The 19,989-nt window shown below is 68.5% G+C and carries 17 protein-coding genes; 15 read left to right on the plus strand and 2 right to left on the minus strand.

What is annotated here, in order from left to right; genetic code table 11:
• Position 1: 1 nt before the first annotated feature.
• The 9 genes from AB0M48_RS17565 (at position 2) to AB0M48_RS17605 (ending at position 13,425) form a co-directional block, all read left to right on the plus strand.
• A complete protein-coding gene (locus tag AB0M48_RS17565; RefSeq protein WP_363842547.1) occupies positions 2-607 on the plus strand; it encodes a DUF3558 domain-containing protein in 606 nt (201 codons plus the stop codon).
• The gene (locus tag AB0M48_RS17570) at positions 604-1,923 is read left to right on the plus strand and encodes a hypothetical protein (RefSeq protein ID WP_363842550.1); all 1,320 of its coding nucleotides are present in this window, start codon (positions 604-606) and stop codon (positions 1,921-1,923) included. Before AB0M48_RS17565 ends, AB0M48_RS17570 begins: the two co-directional genes overlap by 4 nt.
• A gap of 1 nt (position 1,924) precedes the next feature.
• Positions 1,925-2,623, plus strand: a complete 699-nt coding sequence (locus AB0M48_RS17575) for an ESX secretion-associated protein EspG (protein ID WP_363842553.1) — start codon at positions 1,925-1,927, stop codon at positions 2,621-2,623.
• A 43-nt stretch (positions 2,624-2,666) separates the two neighbouring features.
• A complete protein-coding gene (locus AB0M48_RS17580; RefSeq protein WP_363842556.1) occupies positions 2,667-3,089 on the plus strand; it encodes a hypothetical protein in 423 nt (140 codons plus the stop codon).
• Positions 3,090-3,140: 51 nt separating this feature from the next.
• Positions 3,141-4,649 (plus strand): alkaline phosphatase D family protein, encoded by a 1,509-nt coding sequence (locus AB0M48_RS17585; protein ID WP_363842559.1) that lies wholly within the window; start codon positions 3,141-3,143, stop codon positions 4,647-4,649.
• A gap of 21 nt (positions 4,650-4,670) precedes the next feature.
• Entirely contained in the window at positions 4,671-5,915 is a 1,245-nt protein-coding gene (locus tag AB0M48_RS17590; RefSeq protein ID WP_363842562.1) for a hypothetical protein, read from the plus strand.
• 94 nt (positions 5,916-6,009) lie between these two features.
• A complete protein-coding gene (gene pulA / locus AB0M48_RS17595; RefSeq protein ID WP_363842565.1) occupies positions 6,010-11,409 on the plus strand; it encodes a pullulanase-type alpha-1,6-glucosidase in 5,400 nt (1,799 codons plus the stop codon).
• A gap of 50 nt (positions 11,410-11,459) precedes the next feature.
• The gene (locus AB0M48_RS17600; RefSeq protein ID WP_363842568.1) at positions 11,460-11,942 is read left to right on the plus strand and encodes a MarR family winged helix-turn-helix transcriptional regulator; all 483 of its coding nucleotides are present in this window, start codon (positions 11,460-11,462) and stop codon (positions 11,940-11,942) included.
• 40 nt (positions 11,943-11,982) lie between these two features.
• A complete protein-coding gene (locus tag AB0M48_RS17605; RefSeq protein WP_363842571.1) occupies positions 11,983-13,425 on the plus strand; it encodes a DHA2 family efflux MFS transporter permease subunit in 1,443 nt (480 codons plus the stop codon).
• On the opposite strand, the gene AB0M48_RS17610 is transcribed toward AB0M48_RS17605, so the two are convergent.
• The gene (locus AB0M48_RS17610; protein ID WP_363842574.1) at positions 13,422-13,592 is read right to left on the minus strand and encodes a hypothetical protein; all 171 of its coding nucleotides are present in this window, start codon (positions 13,590-13,592) and stop codon (positions 13,422-13,424) included. The two genes, AB0M48_RS17605 and AB0M48_RS17610, sit on opposite strands and share 4 nt — an antisense overlap.
• Before the next feature lie 290 nt (positions 13,593-13,882).
• Here AB0M48_RS17610 and ndk point away from each other — a divergent pair, with 290 nt between their 5' ends.
• Entirely contained in the window at positions 13,883-14,293 is a 411-nt protein-coding gene (gene ndk, locus AB0M48_RS17615; RefSeq protein WP_319986805.1) for a nucleoside-diphosphate kinase, read from the plus strand.
• 200 nt (positions 14,294-14,493) lie between these two features.
• Here ndk and AB0M48_RS17620 read toward each other — a convergent pair whose 3' ends face one another.
• Positions 14,494-15,075 (minus strand): GNAT family N-acetyltransferase, encoded by a 582-nt coding sequence (locus tag AB0M48_RS17620; protein WP_363842578.1) that lies wholly within the window; start codon positions 15,073-15,075, stop codon positions 14,494-14,496.
• 56 nt (positions 15,076-15,131) lie between these two features.
• On the opposite strand from AB0M48_RS17620, the gene AB0M48_RS17625 reads away from it, so the two are divergent.
• From AB0M48_RS17625 to AB0M48_RS17645, 5 genes are read left to right on the plus strand one after another with little or no spacing between them, the layout of a single operon-like run.
• Positions 15,132-16,046 carry an ABC transporter ATP-binding protein gene (locus AB0M48_RS17625; RefSeq protein ID WP_319986807.1) on the plus strand — a complete coding sequence of 305 codons (915 nt, stop codon included), beginning with the start codon at positions 15,132-15,134 and terminating at the stop codon, positions 16,044-16,046.
• Positions 16,046-16,819 (plus strand): ABC transporter permease, encoded by a 774-nt coding sequence (locus AB0M48_RS17630; protein WP_363842582.1) that lies wholly within the window; start codon positions 16,046-16,048, stop codon positions 16,817-16,819. Before AB0M48_RS17625 ends, AB0M48_RS17630 begins: the two co-directional genes overlap by 1 nt.
• Positions 16,816-17,658, plus strand: a complete 843-nt coding sequence (locus AB0M48_RS17635; protein WP_319986809.1) for an ABC transporter permease — start codon at positions 16,816-16,818, stop codon at positions 17,656-17,658. Before AB0M48_RS17630 ends, AB0M48_RS17635 begins: the two co-directional genes overlap by 4 nt.
• Before the next feature lie 44 nt (positions 17,659-17,702).
• Positions 17,703-19,664 (plus strand): TIGR03960 family B12-binding radical SAM protein, encoded by a 1,962-nt coding sequence (locus tag AB0M48_RS17640; RefSeq protein WP_363842586.1) that lies wholly within the window; start codon positions 17,703-17,705, stop codon positions 19,662-19,664.
• Positions 19,661-19,891, plus strand: coding sequence for a hypothetical protein (locus AB0M48_RS17645; RefSeq protein WP_363842589.1), 231 nt, complete (start codon positions 19,661-19,663; stop codon positions 19,889-19,891). Before AB0M48_RS17640 ends, AB0M48_RS17645 begins: the two co-directional genes overlap by 4 nt.
• Positions 19,892-19,989: the final 98 nt, after the last annotated feature.

Raw genomic sequence — 19,989 nt, forward strand, 5'->3', positions numbered from 1 at the left:
GTTGCGCATCCGAACCATCGTCGCCGGTACTGCGGCGCTCGCGTTGCTGGCGGGCTGCGGCGACAGCGGTGGCACGACCGGCACGCCTACCACCGCCGGCCAGCCGGCCAGCAGTGGCAACGGCGGTGGAGTTCCCAAGATCGACAATCCGCTCGACGTCAAAGCCTTCGAGGCCGACCCGTGCAGCACGGTCACCGCGGCTCAGGTCCAGGCGTTCGGCATGCCCGGTGTCAGCGGCAGGGTGAACAACACCGCGCTCGGAACGGCGTGCATCTGGCTCGGGTCGAGCACTCCGGCGAAGATGGCTCCCGGAGTCGCCTTCCTCCCGGAAGGTACGAACCTCTCCACCATCGTTCCCAACAAGGACGCGACCTACGTCGCGTTCGAGCCGCAGCCGGCCATCCAGGGCTACCCCACCTACATCGCTCTCGTGTCGGAAGCCCGCGACAAGGGTGACTGCTCCTTGCTCGTCGGCGTGTCCGACGCGAAAGCCATCACTTTCACCTTCCAGAGCGATCAAGGCAGCCCGAAGTTCTCCGACCCGTGTGCCGGGATCACCGAGTTCGCGAATCTCGCTATCACCACGATGAAGGCAGGTGCGAAATGACCAGGCCCGCGCCCAGCTGTTTCACCGAGGACAACACTCGCGCCGAGGGTCTCTCGGGAGCGCAGATCTACTCCCAGATGCATGGTGGCCCTGGTACCGCGTCGGCTAATGCCGCCGCCACCGCGGCTGCGGGACTGGAGCGCAGTTACGCCGCCATCGAGGCCAGGCTCAAGCGGGTCGGCGAGACGCTCGGCGAGGCGTGGACGGGTGCGAGCGCGAGTGCCGCTCAGGCTGCCGCCAACCCGATCAACCAGGCCATGGTCCAGATGCAGGACGCGCTGCGGCAGGCCGATCACTCGATCTCGAACCAGGTCTACCAGTTCAACTTCAACAAGAACCAGCTCAAGGACATGCCGGCGAGCAAGCCGGACACGAGCTTCTGGGACGACGCGACTCCGTGGGACACCGACACCGAGGACAAGGTCAACAGCTACAACGCTGAAGAGAAGCACAACCGCGAGGTCTACAAGGAGTTCCAGAGCGCCAGCAACACCAACCGCGGTGAGCTGCCCAAGGAGTTCCCCGGCGTCACGACCGACAGCCTCGTGGTCGAGATCGCCGAAACCGGCGGCCACAACGGCGAAGAGAAGACCACGACGAGCACGACGAACACGCGGACGTCGAGCACCTCGAGCACTTCCTCGACCAGCACGCCGCAGAGCACGACCGGCACCCCCTGGACGGTGCCGACGACCAACGGCGACCAGACCACCACCAGCTCGTCGGACAACACGAACACCAGCAACACCAACAACACCGGCAGGCCCGGCATCGACAACCTCACCGGCAAGCCCCCGGTCGGCAGCGTGATCGACCGGCCGGCCAACACCGGTCTCCCGCCCATCGGCGTGCCCGTCCGCCCGAACATCGGCGGTCCGAACGGCCCCGGTGGCCCGGGAGGTCCGGGCGGCAGCGGCCGCGGCGGCGTCGGAGGCGGCCCCGGTGCGGGCGGCAAGTTCGGCGGTGGCGGCGGTGCTGGAGGTGCCGGAGGCAAGTTCGGTGGCGGCGGCCTCGGCGGAGTCGGTGGCGGCAGCGGAACGGCCGGTGGCACGGCGGCCCAGCAGCCCGGCGGCAAGGCCGGGGTGTTCGGCGGCATGGGCGAGACCGGCCAGAACGCGGCCCGCGGCGGTGCAGCGGCAGGCGCGGCGGGGCGAGGCGGCGCGGCCGGCATGGGCGGCATGGGTGGTCAAGGGCAGAAGGGTCAGGGAGAAGACGACCTGGAGCACAAGTCCGCCGACTACCTCGTCACCGAGGAGAACACGAACGAGATCATCGGCGACATGCCGATGGTCGCACCGCCGACGATCGGGGGCTGACGTGCTTCGGTCGTCGATCCAACTGTCCGACCTCGCCTTCGACGTGTTGTGGAAGCAGGAGAAGCTGGGGCAGTACCACCCCGCGCTCTCCGTCGACTCTCCCGGCGAGACCGAGGACGAACGCGTGCTCATCGAGCGCGACGTCATCGGTGAGCTGCGCCGGGTCGGGCTCGACCACCCGGACGTGCGGGGCACGCTGCACCTGATCGCCAAGGCCGACCACGACTACTCGGCGTGGATCGCGGTCACGCCGAACGAGACCAGGCCCGTGGTGGTCGCGGCGAACTCCCAGCACGGTGTGCTCGCCCTGCACGACAACGGATTCGTGCAGCTGCACCCGATCCGGCCGGAGAGCGCGCCGGAGGTCCTCGCGATGCAGCTGCCGGACGTTCCGGCGGGCCGCGGCGCGTCGATCAACGTGCACGAGACCGAGATCAACCTGCACCAGCCCGGCAAGGCGTCGCCGTCGATCTCGTTGCGCCAGCTGCTCGCCCAGCCCCGCAACGGCACGGCGAAGCTGTACGCGGCGAAGCGCGACGGCGAGGGCAGGCAGCGCGCCAAGACCTTCCTCACCACGATCGACTTCGAGGACGGTCGCTGGCTCGTGGTCAAGTACACCGACCAGAACCAGCAGACGTGGGTGCACGCCACTCCGGCGTCGCGCCAGATCATCACCGACTGGCTCAAGCGCCTCGCATAAAGGATTTACCGTCACATAACCGGACTGCACCAGCGTCGTGGCTGTGAGAAAGCCATTCGCCATCGCCGCCGCACTGGCCGCGACGCTGCTGTCCGTCGGTGTGGGCACCGCCCACGCCGAGACCGTCCCCGGCTGTGCTTCTGCCAAGCAGATCGGCAGCACGGGGTACGTGAAGTACCAGGGCGCGACCATCGCGTCGGTCAAGCAGTTCGCCGGGTGCGGCAAGAACTTCGCCTACACCTGGGTCTGGGACTCCTACGCGAAGAACCACTCCTACCGCGTCTCGAACTGGATCGCGGTGATCGACGGCGGCGAGGAGTACCCCGGCGGCGACACCCGCAGCGGCACCAGGCAGGAGCTGTGGGGTGCCGGCGCGACCACGCTCGACAAGTGCACCCGCGCGGTCTCCAGCGTGACGGTGCCGGGCGGCGGCTACGTCTCGGGCTGGACCGACCTGCGCTGCTGATGTTCACCCCGGGTTTCAGAGCTGGCCAGAACCGGCGACTAGAAACCGCGCATGACCTTCGACCGTCGTACGTTGTTCAAGGCAGGCGCACTCGGGACGGCCGCGGCGCTGGTGCCCTCGGGCATCAGCCTCGCGCAGTCCGGCCGCCCGATCCTCACCCACGGCGTGCAGTCCGGTGACGTCACCTGGGACGGCGGCATCGTGTGGACGCGCGCCGACCGTCCCTCGCGGATGCTCGTCGAGGTGTCGCACGACCCGAAGTTCCGCCACGCCCGCCGCCTTCGCGGCCCGTTGCTCACACCGGAGACAGGTGGCACCGGGCAGGTCAGGGTGTCGAGCCTGCTGCCCGGCCGTCCCGCCTACTACCGCGTCACTGCCGAGGACCTGGACGGACGCACGTGCAGCGCACCCGTCACGGGCAGCTTCACCACTGCCCCGCTCGGCCGCGACGACGTGCGGTTCGTGTGGTCCGGTGACGTCGCGGGCCAGGGCTGGGGCATCAACCCGGACATCGGCGGCATGCCGATCTTCAAGGCGATGGCCGACCGCAGGCCGGACTTCTTCATCCACAGCGGCGACAGCGTCTACTCCGACGGTCCGATGCAGGAGAGCGTGACGCTCCCGGACGGCCGGATCTGGCGCAACGTCGTCACGCCGGAGAAGTCCAAGGTGGCCGAGACCCTCGACGAGTACCGCGGTCAGTTCGCCTACAACTTCCTCGACGACAACGTGAAGCGCTTCGCCTCCGAGGTCCCGGTCTTCGCGCAGTGGGACGACCACGAGGTCACGAACAACTGGTATCCGGGTGAGATCCTCACCAGCCCGCTCTACACCGAGAAGCGCGTGGACGTGTTGGCACAGCGTGCTTTCCAGGCGTTCCACGAGTGGATGCCGATCGACCGGAAGCGCGCGGTGGACGGCCGCGTCTACCGGAAGTTCTCCTACGGCCGCAACGTCGAGATCTTCGTGCTCGACATGCGCACCTACAAGGACAGGAACACCTCGCCCAAGGACCAGCCGGGTGTCGTTCTCGGCGCCCAGCAGGCCAAGTGGCTCGTCGACGGGCTCAGCCGCAGCACGGCCACGTGGAAGATCATCGCGGCGGACCTCCCGATCGGCCTGACCGTGCCGGACGGCACCGACATCGAGGGTCTCGCGAACGGCCTGCCGGGCACGCCCAACGGCCGTGAGCACGAGGTCGCGTGGGTGCTCAGGGAACTCAAGCGCCGCCGCGTCAAGAACACCGTGTGGCTGACCGCGGACGTCCACTACACCGCGGCGCACCACTACTCGCCCGACCGCGCGGCCGTGGGCGACTTCGACCCGTTTTGGGAGTTCGTGTCCGGTCCGCTGCACGCCGGTGCGTTCGGCCCGAACACGCTCGACCCGACCTTCGGCCCGCAGGCCGTGTTCGTGCACGCCCCGCCCGCCGCCAACACCACGCCGCTGGACGGGTTCCAGCACTTCGGCGAGGTCAAGGCGTCGCAGCACGAACTCACGGTGTGGCTGCGCGACGCGACCGGCGCCTCCCTCTGGTCCAAAACGCTCAGGGCCGCCTGACGGGAGTCGTAGGGTCGGTGGGTGCCCATCTCGTTCGACACCACCGGCTTCCGTCAGCTCGACCAGAACACCTGGCAGCACCCCAGCGGTGACCAGGCCGAACTGGCCTACTACGGCCTGGTCCCCGATCTGCCCGCCGGGCTGGACGACCTGCCGAGGCTCCGGCACGACCTCGCCCTGATCCACGGCGAGACCGGCTGCCTGATCGAGGCGCACGTCGTCCAGCTCGGAGGGGCGCCGGCACTGCTGCGGATCATCAAGATGCCGCTGCCGAATCAGCCGAACGGGCAGGCGTTCATCGCCTCCTTCACCATCCCCAAGGAGCACTGCAGCGCCGTGCTGCAGCTCGGCGCGGTGGAACGCGGCATGACGGGCGCGCGGGAGGCGATCCTCGCGGCCGAGATCGGGTTCCAGAACTGGGTCAAGCCGCACCCGTACGCGCCAGAACTCGAAGGCGTGCTGCCGTTTCACGCGGGCGACGATCCCCGCCACGACGCACGGTTCCCCGACCACCCGTTGACGCGTGTGCGGGCGTGGGCACATCACGTCGTCCGCACGGCACGGGTGGATCCGGGGTTCGCCTCACTGCCGCCGTTCCGGGTGCAGGCGCCGCCACCGCCGGTCGCACCTGGTCAGAGCCTCATCACGGCGCTGCCGAGCCTGCCGGTCAAGGGCTTCGTCGGCCTGCAGATCGGTGAGCAGACGACGTACTGGCGTACGACCGACCCGAAGCTCGGGGAGATGCTCGGCCGCGGGCTGATGGGCCGGTCGCCGCTCGCCGAGACGCGGTTCCGCGACATGCTCCTCATCGACGTCGAGACCGGCGAAGCGATGATCCCCGACCGCTTCACCACCAACGGCCAGATGACCGCGCACGGCACGCGCCTGCAACAGGTCACGCTGCCCGAGGCCGACGCGGCGCTCTCCGACGACGACGTCATGGACGCCTTCAAGTGGGCCGGCCGGATGGCGGGAGTGGCGGCGGAACGCGGCGAGTTCCTGTCCCTGGAACCGATCGAGAACCAGGGCGAACAGGCCGATCCGCACATCCTGCTGGCCGTGCACCCGCACGAGGGCCAGCAGATGGTCATCGCCCAGTTCTCGCCGCCGCCGACCGAGGGGCCGCTGGCGGGCTCGCCGAGCCGCAGCGCGCCCGCGACGCCGGAGTCCGTCGAGGGCATCGGCGTGATCGCCGGGCTCGCGGTCAACGAGTGGCGTTCACATCCGCTGCGGATGGCGATCACCTACCGGCGTCCGGCAGGCTGACTGCAAATATTTGCGGTGCCCGACGTATTGTTTCCCGCTGTTTGTCGTGGTTTCGTGCAGCAACCCTGCAAGAGTTTGCGACAAGGAGGTCGCGATGCGTCGGGTCGTCGCCGCGCTCGCTGCACTGGTTTTACTTCCCCTCACACCCGTTCAGGCCGTTGCCGCTCCACCGCAACGTCTGGCCGTGGGGGAGGTGGTGGACATAGCGCCCGGTGTGCGCGACGGGGATGCGAGACTCGCGTTGCCGCCCAAACGGGACGACCTGCGAGGCGAACGCTTCTACTTCGTGATGCCCGACCGGTTCGCGAACGGGGACACGGGCAACGACCGGGGCCGTTCGAAGGCCGCCGAGCACGGGTTCAACCCCGCTGACAAGGGCTTCTACCACGGTGGCGACCTCAAGGGGTTGCACCAGAAGCTCGACTACCTCGACGGCATGGGCATCACGGCGATCTGGATGACGCCGATGTTCCTCAACCGCTGGGTGCAGGGCGACTCCGCCGGCTACCACGGCTACTGGACGCTCGACTTCACCAAGCTGGACCCGCACTTCGGCACCACGCAGGAGATGCGCGACCTGATCCGCGACGCGCACCGGCGTGGCATCAAGGTCTTCTTCGACATCGTCGCGAACCACACCGCCGACGTGATCAAGTACGCCGAGAACAAGACCCAGTACGTCTCGACCGGTGCGCAGCCGTACCTGGACGCCGACGGCAAGCCGTTCGACATCGCGGACTACGCCGGTCGCAAGGACTTCCCGAAGCTCGACGCCCAGAAGTCCTTCCCGTACACCCCGGTCAGGGACGGCCAGACCAAGTACCCGTTGTGGCTCAACGACTCCACGCTCTACCACAACCGCGGCGACTCGACGTTCTCCGGCGAGTCGAGCGAGCAGGGCGACTTCTCCGGCCTCGACGACCTGATGACCGAGCATCCGCGCGTGGTCAACGGCATGAAGGACATCTTCACCAGCTGGATCGACACGCTCGACATCGACGGCTACCGCGTCGACACCGTCAAGCACGTCAACCTGGAGTTCTGGCAGGCCCTCGCGCCGCACGTGAAGCAGTACGCGAACCGCAAGGGCAAGAAGGACTTCTTCGTGTTCGGCGAGGTCTTCGACTCCTCGCCCGAGAACACCTCGAAGTACACGACCGACGGCAGGATGCAGGCCACGCTGGACTTCCCGTTCCAGAGCAGCGCGCTGAACTTCCTGTCCGGCAAGGGCTCCCAGCGGCTCGGTGAGGTCCTGCTCGACGACGACCGCTACACCGACGCCGACTCCAACGCGTCCTCGCTGCCCACGTTCCTCGGCAACCACGACATGGGCCGCATCGCGTGGATGATCCGCAACGACCGTCCCGGCATCTCGGACGCCGAACTGCTGCAGCGCCTCAAGCTCGGCAACCAGCTGATGTACCTGTGGCGCGGCAACCCGGTCGTCTACTACGGCGACGAGCAGGGCTTCGCGGGCACGGGCGGCGACAAGCTGGCGCGCCAGGACATGTTCGCGTCGAAGACGCCGGAGTACATGGCGGAGAAGCTCATCGGGTCCGATCGCACCGGCGCCCAGGACAACTTCACCACCTCCCACCCGCTCTACCAGCAGCTCAAGGCGCTGGCCGAGCAGGTCGACCGCGACCCCGTGTGGCGTGACGGCAACCAGGTGCTCCGCTACGCCGACGGCGACGTGTTCGCGTTCAGCCGCATCCTCGGCCGCGAGCACCTCGTCGTCGTGAACGCCGGCACCTCGCCCGCGACCGTGACCGTGCCGGTGTCCTCGCCGGGCTTCGAGAACGCGCAGGTCCAGAACGGTCGCGTCACGGTGATTGTGCCCGCGCTGTCCTCGGTGGTGCTCAAGGGAACCAGCGACGTCGTGAAGTCGAAGCCGGCACCCGTGCTGGTCGCCCCGGCGGCCGGAACGGTGCTGGAGGAGCGCGTCGAGCTCAGGGCCGACGGCATCAGCGCGCCCAACGCGGCGGCCACGTTCGCCGCTCGCGTCGAGGGCACCCGCGACTGGACCGTGCTCGGCACCGACGACGCGGCTCCCTACCGCGTTTTCGCTGACCTCTCGGCACTTCCGGGTGCGGCGGTCGGCAAGCGCGTCGAACTGCGCGTGGTGGCGAAGTCCGGCGAGATCGGCGCGGACGGTGCGTTCGTGTCGCTCGTGGCCGCTCCGCCGCTCCCGGACCCCGGCACGAAGAACCCGGACTGGCTGGTCGTGCACTACGCACGGGACAACTACGACGGCTGGGGTCTGCACGCGTGGGGCGATGTCGAGACGCCGACCGAGTGGAACGCGCCGCTGCCGTTCGCGGGGGAGGACGCCTACGGGCGCTTCGCCTGGATCAAGCTGAAGCCGGGTGCCAAGTCGGTCGGTCTCATCGCGCACAAGGGCGACGAGAAGGACACGTCGGTCGACCGGTTCGTCGATCCGAGCGTGACGCCCGAGATCTGGCTGAAGCAGGGCGACCCGGCCGTGCACCCGTCCGAGCAGGCGGCCACGGGCAAGGCGGTCGTGCACTACGTCGGTGACGCGACCGGCGCTGCGGTCCGCGTCGCCGGCCGAGGTGACGTGCCGTTCACCAACGGCATCGCGGAACTGCCGCCCACCACTGACTTCTCCGTCGTGCGCGGCACGACCGTGGAGGCCTCGGGCAAGTTCACGAGCGGCCACGCGTGGGTGGTCGGTGGCAAGGTCCACGCCACGAAGGCGGCGGCCGAGAACCGGGCGGTGATCCACTACAACCGCCCGGACGGCGACTACGCGGACTGGACGATGTACCACTGGACGGGTTCCGCGGAGCCGTCGCCGGGCTGGAACCAGTCGCGGGTGCCGGACGGGCGTGACCAGTTCGGCGTCTACTGGTCGGTGCCGCTCGCCGCCGGTGCGGCGGGGCTGAGCTACATCCTCCACCGCGGCGACGCCAAGGATCCCGGCCCCGACCAGTTCCTCGACCTGGGCCAGAAGGGCAACGAGGTGTGGCAGTTGCAGGGCGACGAGACCTACCTGCTGCCGCCCAACGCCGGTCCGGCCGCCGATGACGACCTGACCAAGGCCAAGGCGATCTGGATCTCGAAGGACAAGGTCGTCTGGGACGTGCCGTCGGTGCAGTCCGACGGCTACCGCCTCGAGTACGGCTCACGGGTGCTGCGGTTGTCCCCGACGACCGAGGAGGTGCCCGCGCGGTTCCCGCACCTCAAGGGCAAGCCGGTGTTCGCCGTCCGCGGGTTCGTCGACGAGGCGTTGCGGGACAAGCTCTCCGCCGTGCACGTCGACGCGGGTGGCGCGATCCGGCACCGCACGAGCGTGCAGATCGCGGGCGTGCTCGACGACCGTTATGCCGCTGCCGCGACGAAACTGACGTTCGGGCCGGCGTTCGACCACGGCCGTGCGTCGGTCAGGTTGTGGGCGCCCACCGCTCGGAACGTGAAGCTGCGGCTGTTCGACCAGCCCTCCGGCGAACCGAAGAGGGTCGTGCAGCTCAAGCGCGACGACGCCTCGGGCTCGTGGACCGGCACGGGCGACTGGAAGAACAAGTACTACCAGTTCGAGGTCACCGACTGGCAGCGCACGGTCGTCGTCACCGACCCGTACTCGGTGGCGCTGTCGGTGAACTCGACGCACTCGCAGTTCGCCGACCTCAAGGACAGCAGGTCGATGCCTGCCGGGTGGTCGAAGGACGTGGCCAAGGGCATGGGCGGCGCGATCACCGAGCTGCACGTGCGGGACTTCTCGATCAACGACCAGTCCGTCCCGGCGGCGGATCGGGGCACCTACAAGGCGTTCACGCACCGCGACTCGACGGGCATGAAGCACCTGAAGGCGCTGGCGGCGGCGGGCATGGACACCGTGCACCTGCTGCCGACGTTCGACATCGCGACGATCCCCGAGAAGCGCTCCGACCAGGCCACCCCGGCCTGCGACCTGCCCTCGCTGCCCGCGGACTCCGAACAGCAGCAGGCCTGCGTCGGCGCTGTCGCGGCGAAGGACGGCTTCAACTGGGGCTACGACCCGTTCCACTACGACGTGCCCGAGGGCTCGTACGCCACGGCGGACGCGCAGAACGGCCAGGCTCGCACGAAGCAGTACCGCGAGATGGTGAAGTCGTTGCACGACAACGGCAACCGCGTGGTGGTGGACGTCGTCTACAACCACACGGCCGCGTTCGGCGACGCACCGACGTCCGTGCTGGACAAGGTCGTGCCCGGCTACTACCAGCGGCTCAACCTCGACGGCTCGGTGGCGAACTCCACGTGCTGCGCGAACACCGCGACCGAGAACGCCATGATGGGCAAGCTCGTCGTGGACTCCGTGGTGCGCTGGGCGCGCAACTACAAGGTCGACGGGTTCCGGTTCGACCTGATGGGTCACCACCCGAAGGCGAACATCCTCGCGGTGCGGGCGGCACTGGACGCGCTGACGGTCGAACGTGACGGCGTGGACGGGCGCAAGATCGGCGTCTACGGCGAGGGCTGGGACTTCGGCGAGGTCGCCGGCAATGCCCGGTTCGAGCAGGCCACCCAGGCGAACATGGCCGAAACGGGCATCGGCACGTTCAGCGACCGGCTGCGCGACGCCGTGCGCGGTGGCGGTCCGTTCGACGACGACCCGCGCGTGCAGGGCATCGGCTCCGGCCTGGCGGGCGACGTGAACTCCTCGCCCGCCAACGGGAACGTGGCCGCGCGGCTGGAGAACTACAGCGACCTGGTGAAGCTGGGCATGGCCGGCAACATGGCGTCGTACCGGTTCCAGTCGACGGCCGGGCCGGTGGTGTCGGGCCGGGACGTGCAGTACAACGGCTCACCCGCCGGGTACACCGGGCAGCCGCTGGAGGCGATCACGTACGTCGACGCGCACGACAACGAGACGTTGTTCGACGCGTTGGCCTACAAGCTCAAGCCCGAGACCTCGATGGCCGATCGCGTGAAGATGCAGACGGTCTCGCTGGCTCCGGCGCTGCTGGGACAGGGGCGGCCGTTCATGCACGCGGGCACCGAGTTCCTGCGCTCGAAGTCGTTGGACCGCAACAGCTACGACTCGGGCGACTGGTTCAACCCGTACGACCCGTCGTTGCGGGACAACGGTTTCGGCCGGGGCTTGCCGCCGAAGGCGGACAACGAGTCGAAGTGGCCGTACGCGAAGCCGTTGCTCGGCATGGCGAAGCCTTCGTCCGCGGACATGAAGGCCTCGCTGGACGCGACCCTGGAACTGCTGCGGATCCGCCAGTCGTCGCCCCTGTTCTCGCTGGGGTCGGCCGATCTGGTGCAGCAGAAGGTGTCCTTCCCGGCGGCGGAGTCCGGCGTGATCGTCATGCACGTCGACGACACGATGGGACCGGATGTCGACCCGGCTCGTCGCGGGCTGGTCGTGGTGATCAACCCGTACCCGGCCGACCGGGCCGTCACGCTGCCCGCCGGTGACTGGAGGCCGCTGACCAGGGAGAAGAAGGCAGGGACCGCACGGTCCGTGGTCGTGCTCGAGCGATAGTCCCGCTGAGAAATAGTTTTGTTCCAGATTAGTTTGGTACCGTCGAGCTCATGGGCACGACGGGGTGTACTGACCTGATGATGCTGCTGCATCGGACGGGGCACGCGCTGGAGACGGAGCTGACGGCGAGGCTCGCGGAGATCGGACTGACTCCGCGAGCCCGCTGCGTGCTGTCCAGCGCGCTGGACGCGGAACTCACGCAGACCGAGATCGCGGACATGATCAGCATCGACAAGACGACCATGGTCGTGACGATGGACGCGCTCGAGTCCGCCGGCTACGCCGAGCGCAGGCCGTCGCCGACGGACCGCCGCGCCCGTGTGGTGGTCGTGACCGAGCAGGGCCGCGCGATCGTGGCGAAGGCCGACGACGTGTACCGGGACGTGGTCGGCAGCGTGCTGGGCTCGTTGCCCGACGACGAGCGCACCGGCATGGTCAACGGCCTGACGAGGCTGGTCGAGGGCCGCCTGAGCACTCCGGTGGCCTGTGAGAAGCCGCCGCGCAAACGTGCGCTGCGACATGCCGTTGGGTAGAAGATAGTCCCGTGCAAAACTATCTGTTACGGTTCCTCTCATGACTTCAGGGGGATCGAGAACTGATTCGCGCTGGCTCGCGCTGATCGTGCTGTGCGCAGGGATGTTGATGATCGTGCTGGACCAGACGATCGTGAACGTCGCGCTGCCCGCGATCGCGGAAGACCTCAAGTTCGGCCAGGCGGGACTCGCCTGGGTCGTGAACGCGTACCTGATCGCCTACGGCGGTCTGCTCCTGCTCGCGGGTCGTCTGGGCGACCTGATCGGGCACAAGAAGGTGTTCCTGATCGGCCTGGGCGTCTTCACGGTGGCGTCGCTGCTGTGCGGGCTCTCGTTCAGCGCCGAGATGCTGATCATTTCGAGGTTCGTGCAGGGTGCGGGTGGTGCGCTGGCGACGTCCGTGACGCTGGGCATGGTCGTGACGATGTTCCCCGAGCCCAACGAGCAGAGGCGCGCCATCGGCGTGTTCAGCTTCGTCGCGGCGGCGGGCGCGTCCCTGGGCCTGCTGCTCGGCGGTGTGCTGACCGACGCCATGTCGTGGCACTGGATCTTCTTCGTGAACATCCCGATCGGCATCGTGGCCGCTGTGGCCGCCGTGCGCCTGGTGCCCGACTCCGTTGGCCTCGGCTTGCGTGAAGGCGCGGACGTCCTCGGCGCGCTGCTGATCGTGGCCGCGGTGATGCTCGGCGTCTACACGATCGTCAAGGCGGAGCACTACGGCTTCAACTCCGCGCACACGCTGGGGCTGGGCGCCGTCGCGCTGGCGTTGCTGGTGGGATTCGTGCAGCGCCAACGGACCGCCGAGAAGCCGCTGCTGCCGTTGCGGGTGTTCAAGTCCCGCAACGTGACCGGCGCGAACCTCGTGCAGATCTCCATGGTCGCCGGCATGTTCGGCCTGTTCTTCCTCGGCACGCTCTACATGCAGCTCGTGCTGCAGTACACGCCGTTGCAGATCGGCCTTGCGTTCATGCCCGTCGCAGGCGCGATCGCGGTGTTCTCGGTGTCGCTGTCAGCACGCCTGAACATCCGCTTCGGCGAACGCAACATGCTGATCGTGGGCCTGTTGTTCATGCTCGTCGGCATGGTGGTGTTCACGCAGGTGCCGGTCGACGGCTCGTACGTCGCACACATCCTGCCCGCCGTGGCGCCGCTGGGCATCGGGCTGGGGCTGTCGTTCCCGGCCCTGATGACGCTGGCGATGTCCGGTGCGGCGCCCGGCGAGGCGGGCCTGGCGTCCGGTCTCGTGAACACGACCGCGCAGGTGGGCGGTGCCCTGGGACTGGCCGTGCTGGCCACGACCTCGACCACCTACACCTCGTCGCTGCTCGCCTCGGGCGTCGACCGCCTGGAAGCGCTGACCTCCGGCTTCCACCTGGCGTTCTGGATCTCCGCGGCGCTCGTGTCGGTGGCTCTCGGGCTGGCGGTGTTCGTGCTGCGGCAGGTCACCGTCGACCGCGAGGCCGAGCCCGTGCTGGTGCACTAGTGGTCGGCTAGCTCCACGCGCTTCAGGACGTCCTCGGTGCGAAGGATCGTGAACTCGCGGTCCTTCGCCTTGAGCACCTCGGCACCCACGGCGTGCTGACGACGGCGGGCACCGCGAGCGCGGAACCAGCTGGCAGTCAACGGGGCGTTGCGAACGGCCGGCACCATGGCCGCGCCGATCGTGACGGCGCAGGCAGAGAGTCACCAACGGTGGTACGTCAGCGGCGGGTGCAGAGGTCAGAAGGAGAACCTGGCCAGGGTGACGACCACCAGCAACACTGTGCTCACGCGATCGTCGGTCCTGAACGTGCTAGGGAACAGACCGGGCGCGTCGTCGCTGATCGGTGTGCCGTGAACTCACGTGCAGAACTATGGCGTATCCCGGGTCACAGCCCTCCCGACGTGCGCGGCTACCCTGTTCGCACATCCCGTACCTGTTTTCGAGGAGTCACACCGTCGTGTCCGAGCGCACCCTGGTTCTCGTTAAGCCCGATGGCGTTGCCCGTGGTCTCGTTGGCGAGGTGATCGCCCGCATCGAGCGCAAGGGCCTCAAGCTCGCCGCTCTGGAGCTGCGCACCGCCGACCGCGCCACCGCCGAGCAGCACTACGCGGAGCACGACGGCAAGTCGTTCTACAACGACCTCGTCGACTTCATCACCGGTGGGCCGTTGGTCGCTCTCGTGGTGGAGGGTGTTCGCGCTGTGCCCGCGTTCCGTCAGCTCGCTGGTGGGACCGACCCCGTCGAGAAGGCCACGCCTGGCACGATTCGCGGGGACTTCGGGACCGAGGTCCAGTTCAACCTGGTGCACGGGTCTGACTCGGTCGAGTCGGCTGAGCGTGAGATCAAGATCTGGTTCCCGAACCTCTGAGGTTTCTCGGGTTCTGTCAGGGGGACGTGCCGGGGTTCCGGCCGTCCCCCTGTTTTGTTGGTGGGTGTTGCGGCTGATTCCTGAGGCTCCGCCCCAGACCCCGCCAATCTGATCTGAAGCCACCCCACCCGGACCGTTTGGTAAGGACGGCTCGCCTTCGCATCGCGTGCGATCAGGCGCTCGCCAATGTCTTCCGGGGATCAACCGCGTCGAGGGCTGCTGCCCAGGCCGCCCGGCTTGTCGCCGTTCAACGTCGTCCCCTCCGGGTAGCCGAGCGGCAGGTACATCCACACGTCGTCCCACCGCTCGGTGCCCACGGCGATCGCGTTCGGCATCCGCCCGCACTCCCGGAACCCGATGCGTTCGTACAACTCGATGGCTCCGTGGTTGTTGCCCCGCACACCGAGCATGACGATCTCGATGCCCGCCGCACGGGCGTTCTCGACGAGGCCCTCGACCACGAGTTCGCCCAAGCCGAGCCCGCGGGCGGACGGGTGGGCCATGATCTGCTGGACCTCCGCCCGGTGCTGGAACACGGCCGTGGAACCACGCCGCCACAACCCCACCGCGCGCACGACACCGTCCACGACGGCCGTGCAGAAGGCCGCGTCGCCGTCCCGCACCTGCTTCAGCACGGTGTCCAACCAGGACGAGATGCGGTCGTAGGTCGGCGGTTCGTGGTAGCCGACGGCTCCGCCTGCCGCCACCACGTCGTGCACGACGGCATGGATCTCGGCGCGGAGAGTGTCATCGGCTTCCGAGAGCCAGCGCAGTTCGGGCATGGGCTGATCGTAATTGCGTCGAGAATTGTCAGACCTGTTCGTTAACGTCGGGTCTTGTGGACAACCTTGTTGAGGCCAAGGCTCTGACCAAGCACTTCGGGTCGTTCGAGGCCGTGCGCGGCATCGACGTCGAGGTGCGGCGGGGGGAGGCGTTCGGGTTCCTCGGGCCCAACGGGGCCGGGAAGTCGTCGACCATGCGGATGATCTCGTGCGTGTCGGGGCGGACCGGTGGCGAGTTGAAGGTTCTCGGCATGGATCCGGGGACTGAAGGGCCCAAGATCCGGGCTCGGCTCGGGGTGGTGCCGCAGCTCGACAACCTGGACACCGAGCTGACGGTCCGGCAGAACCTGCAGACCTACGGGCGGTACTTCGGGATGTCGCGGCAGAAGTGCCGGGAGAAGGCCGAGGAGTTGCTGGAGTTCGCGCAGCTCGTGGATCGGGCCGACCACGAGGTCGAGCCGCTCAGCGGGGGCATGAAGCGGCGGCTCACGATCGCCCGGTCCCTGGTGAACGACCCGGAGTTGCTCCTGCTCGACGAGCCGACCACCGGGTTGGACCCGCAGGCGCGGCATCTGTTGTGGGACAGGCTGTTCCGGCTCAAGCAGGACGGCGTCACGCTCATCATCACCACCCATTACATGGACGAGGCCGAGCAGCTGTGCGATCGGCTCGTGGTGATGGACGGCGGGCGGATCGCGGCCGAGGGGTCGCCCAGTGAGCTGATCAGCCGGTACTCCACCAGGGAGGTGCTGGAGCTGCGGTTCCAGCCCGGTGCGCAGAAGCCCGACCTGGAGAGGTTCGCCGAGCGGGTCGAGGTGTTGCCGGACCGGTTGCTGCTCTACACGCAGGACGGGGAGGCGACCCTCCAGCGAGTCCACGAGCAAGGGGTTCAGCCGGTGCAGAGCCTGGTGCGGCGCAGTTCGCTGGAGGACGTGTTCCTGCGGCTCACCGGCCGGACGTTGGTGGACTGATGCAGACGCTGAGGGCTTCCTGGTTCGGCTTCGAGAAGCACTGGACGTGGTACCGGCGCAACTGGCGGGCCACGGTCGTGTCGAGCTTCCTGACGCCGGTGTTGTTCCTGCTGGCGCTCGGGCTCGGGTTCGGGTCGCAGGTGCAGTCGACGGCGCTGATCGGCGGGGTGCCGTACCTGCAGTACCTCGCGCCCGCGCTGGTGGTCGTCACGGCGTTGCAGGGTGCGACGTTCGAGTCGACCTACGCGATCATGTCGGCGTTCCTGTGGCAGAAGACGTACGTCGGCATGGTGGCCACGCCGATCACGCCGGCGCAGGTTCTCTACGGGCAGATGTTGTGGATCGGCTCGCAGATGTTCGTGCGATCCGCTGTGTTCGTGGGGATCGCGGTCGCGCTGGGCGCGGCGGCGGGGCCCGGCATCCTCGTGGCGATCCCGGTCGCGACGGTGGCGGCACTGGCGTTCAGCGCGCCGCTGGTCGCGTACAGCGCGACGTTGGACAAGCCGGACGGGTTCACGACCATCTTCCGGTTCGTGATGATGCCGATGACGTTGTTCACCGGCGCGTTCTTCCCGGTCAGCCAGCTGCCGGACTGGTTGTTGCCGGTGGTGTGGCTGACGCCCGCGTGGCACGGCATCGAGCTCGCCCGCGGCGCTGCGTTCGGCACTGTTGATCTCTTACCGGCGTTGGGGCACTTCGTGTACCTCGTGGCGCTGACGGCCGCGGGCATCGCGCTCGGCGTGAAGTACTTCCACCGGAGGCTGGCGGTATGACGCAGACCCTCGATCGCGAGAAGGCCGTGCCCGCCAGCGTGGGGCTGTTGTGGCGCGTGATTCCGCCGGGGCTGTACGGCGGCAAGGCGAGCATGCTCGTCGAACGCGCCGCGGTCGTGAACCGGCGCGCGTGGTTCGTGCTGGTCGGCGGGGCGTTCGAGCCCGTCCTGTTCCTGTGGTCGCTCGGGCTCGGGTTCGGGCAGATGGTGTCGGCGGTGGCCGGGCCGGACGGACGGCCCATCAGCTACGCGGCGTTCGTGGCGCCGGCGCTGCTGGCGGCGAGCGCGATGAACGGGGCCGTGTACGACGCGACGTTCAACGTGTTCTTCAAGTTCAAGTACGTGAAGCTGTACGACGCGATGCTCACGACGCCGATGGGACCGATGGACATCGCGATCGGCGAGATCGCCTGGGCGCTGATCCGAGGCGGGCTGTACTCGGCCGGGTTCCTCGCGGTCATGCTCGGGATGGGGCTGATCTTCTCGCCGTGGGCGTTGCTCGCGTTGCCGGCGGCGCTGCTGGTGGCGTTCGCGTTCGCGGCGGTCGGCATGGCGGCGACGACGTTCATGAGGTCGTGGCAGGACTTCGACCTCGTGCAGCTCGCGGTGCTGCCGCTGTTCCTGTTCTCGACCACGTTCTACCCGCTGTCGGTCTACCCGGGCTGGCTGCAGGTGGTCGTGACGTGGACGCCGCTCTACCACGCCATCGAGCTGATGAGGGGCCTCACGCTGGGCGTTGTCGGCTGGGGCATGCTCGGCCACGTCGCGTACTTCGCGGTCCTCGCGGCCGTGGGAACGGTCGTGGCGGCGCGTCGATTGGGGAAGTTGTTGCTGGACTGAACCGCGATTCGGCCGCTGCCCGCGGGGGCCGTTACTCTGGTCGTGTGAGTGTCGAGTCTGTTTTCCCCAGGTTGGAGCCTCTGCTGCCGCGGATCTCCAAGCCGGTGCAGTACGTCGGCGGGGAGCTCAACGCGACCGTCAAGGACTGGGACGAGGCGTCCGTGCGCTGGGCGTTGATGTATCCCGACGCCTACGAGGTCGGCCTGCCCAACCAGGGCGTCATGATCCTCTACGAGATCCTCAACGAGCTGCCGGACGTCCTCGCCGAGCGCACGTACGCCGTGTGGCCGGACCTCGAGGCGCTCATGCGCGAGCACGACGTCCCGCAGTTCACGGTCGACGGGCACCGCCCGCTGAAGGCGTTCGACCTGATGGGCATCAGCTTCGCGACGGAGCTGGGCTACACGAACATGCTGACGGCGCTGGACCTCGCCGGCATCCCGCTGCACGCGGCGGACCGCACCGAGGCCGACCCGATCGTGGTCGCCGGTGGGCACGCGGCGTTCAACCCCGAGCCGATCGCGGACTTCGTGGACGCGGCGGTGCTGGGCGACGGCGAAGAGGCCGTCCTCGAGATCACCGAGATCGTGAAGAACTGGAAGGCCGAGGGGTCTCCCGGCGGCCGCGACGAGGTGCTGACGAGGCTCGCCGAGACCGGCGGCGTGTACATCCCGCGCTTCTACGACGTGGAGTACCTGCCGGACGGCCGCATCCAGCGCGTCGTGCCGAACCGCGACCGGGTCCCGTACCGCGTCTTCAAGCGCACCACGATGGACCTCGACGCGTGGCCGTACCCGAAGCAGCCGCTGGTGCCGCTCGCCGAGAGCGTCCACGAGCGGATGAGCGTCGAGATCTTCCGCGGCTGCACGCGCGGCTGCCGCTTCTGCCAGGCGGGCATGATCACCCGCCCGGTGCGCGAGCGGTCCATCGAGGGCATCGGCGCCATGGTCCAGAAGGGCCTGGAGGCCACCGGCTTCGAAGAGGTCGGCCTGCTGTCGCTGTCCAGTGCGGACCACAGCGAGATCGCCGAGATCACCAAGGGTCTCGCGGACCGCTACGAGGGCACGAACACGGGCCTGAGCCTGCCGAGCACCCGCGTCGACGCGTTCAACATCGATCTCGCGAACGAGCTGTCCCGCAACGGGAGGCGCTCGGGCCTGACCTTCGCGCCCGAGGGCGGCAGCGAGCGGATGCGCCGCGTGATCAACAAGATGGTGTCCGAAGAGGACCTCATCAGGACGGTGTCGGCCGCGTTCTCCAACGGCTGGCGGCAGGTGAAGCTGTACTTCATGTGCGGCTTGCCCACCGAGGAGGACGAGGACGTCCTGCAGATCGCGGAGATGGCGAAGAACGTCATCCGCGCGGGCCGGCAGGCGAGCGGCCGCAACGACGTCCGCTGCACCATCTCGATCGGCGGGTTCGTGCCCAAGCCGCACACGCCGTTCCAGTGGGCCGCCCAGTGCGCCCCGGACGTCGTCGACGACCGCCTGCGCAAGCTGCGCGAAGCCGTCAACAGCGACCGCAGCCTCGGCCGCAACATCGGCATGCGCTACCACGACGGCAAGCCGAGCCTCATCGAAGGCCTGCTCAGCCGGGGTGACCGGCGCATCGGCAAGGTCATCGAGGCCGTGTGGCGCGATGGTGGCCGGTTCGACGGCTGGAGCGAGCACTTCTCCTACGACCGCTGGACCACCATGGCCGCGCGGGAACTGGAGCCGCTCGGCGTCGACCTCGCCTGGTACACCACCCGCGAGCGCGAGGAGCTGGAGGTCCTGCCCTGGGACCACCTCGACTCAGGTCTCGACAAGGAATGGCTCTGGGCCGACTGGCAGGACGCGCTCGACGAGCGCGAGCAGGACGACTGCCGCTGGACCCCGTGCTTCGACTGCGGTGTCTGCCCGGCGATGGGCACGGACATCGAGGTCGGTCCCACGGGCCGCAAGCTGCTGCCGATCTCCCCGGTCGGTGTCGGCTCGCCGGTGAAGAACCCCACGCTCACGCCGTGAGCGACGCTGACGTCGTCGACCAGGTGCTCGGCCTCGTCCGGTCCCACGAGGACTGGACGAAGGCCGGCCTGGCCGGCGCCGTGCAGCACGTGGACCTCGACGACGAGGAACACCGCGACTACGAGCAGCTGGAAGCGCCGGCCCGACCGCGGACGTCGCGGGCTGGCACACCGCGGCACGGTCGGTGCAGATCGGGTGCGCGGTCCATGACAACGGGCTGCCGCTGATGGTCCGGCTCAGGGCCTACGACGTCACAGCGTGACGGCTGCCGGCACCCGGCGTCGCTGAAGCCCCCGTCGTCCAGCACGAGGACCGGACCACCGCC

Origin of the sequence: Lentzea sp. NPDC051208 (assembly GCF_040682435.1) — a bacterium.
Lineage (GTDB): Bacteria > Actinomycetota > Actinomycetes > Mycobacteriales > Pseudonocardiaceae > Lentzea > Lentzea kristufekii.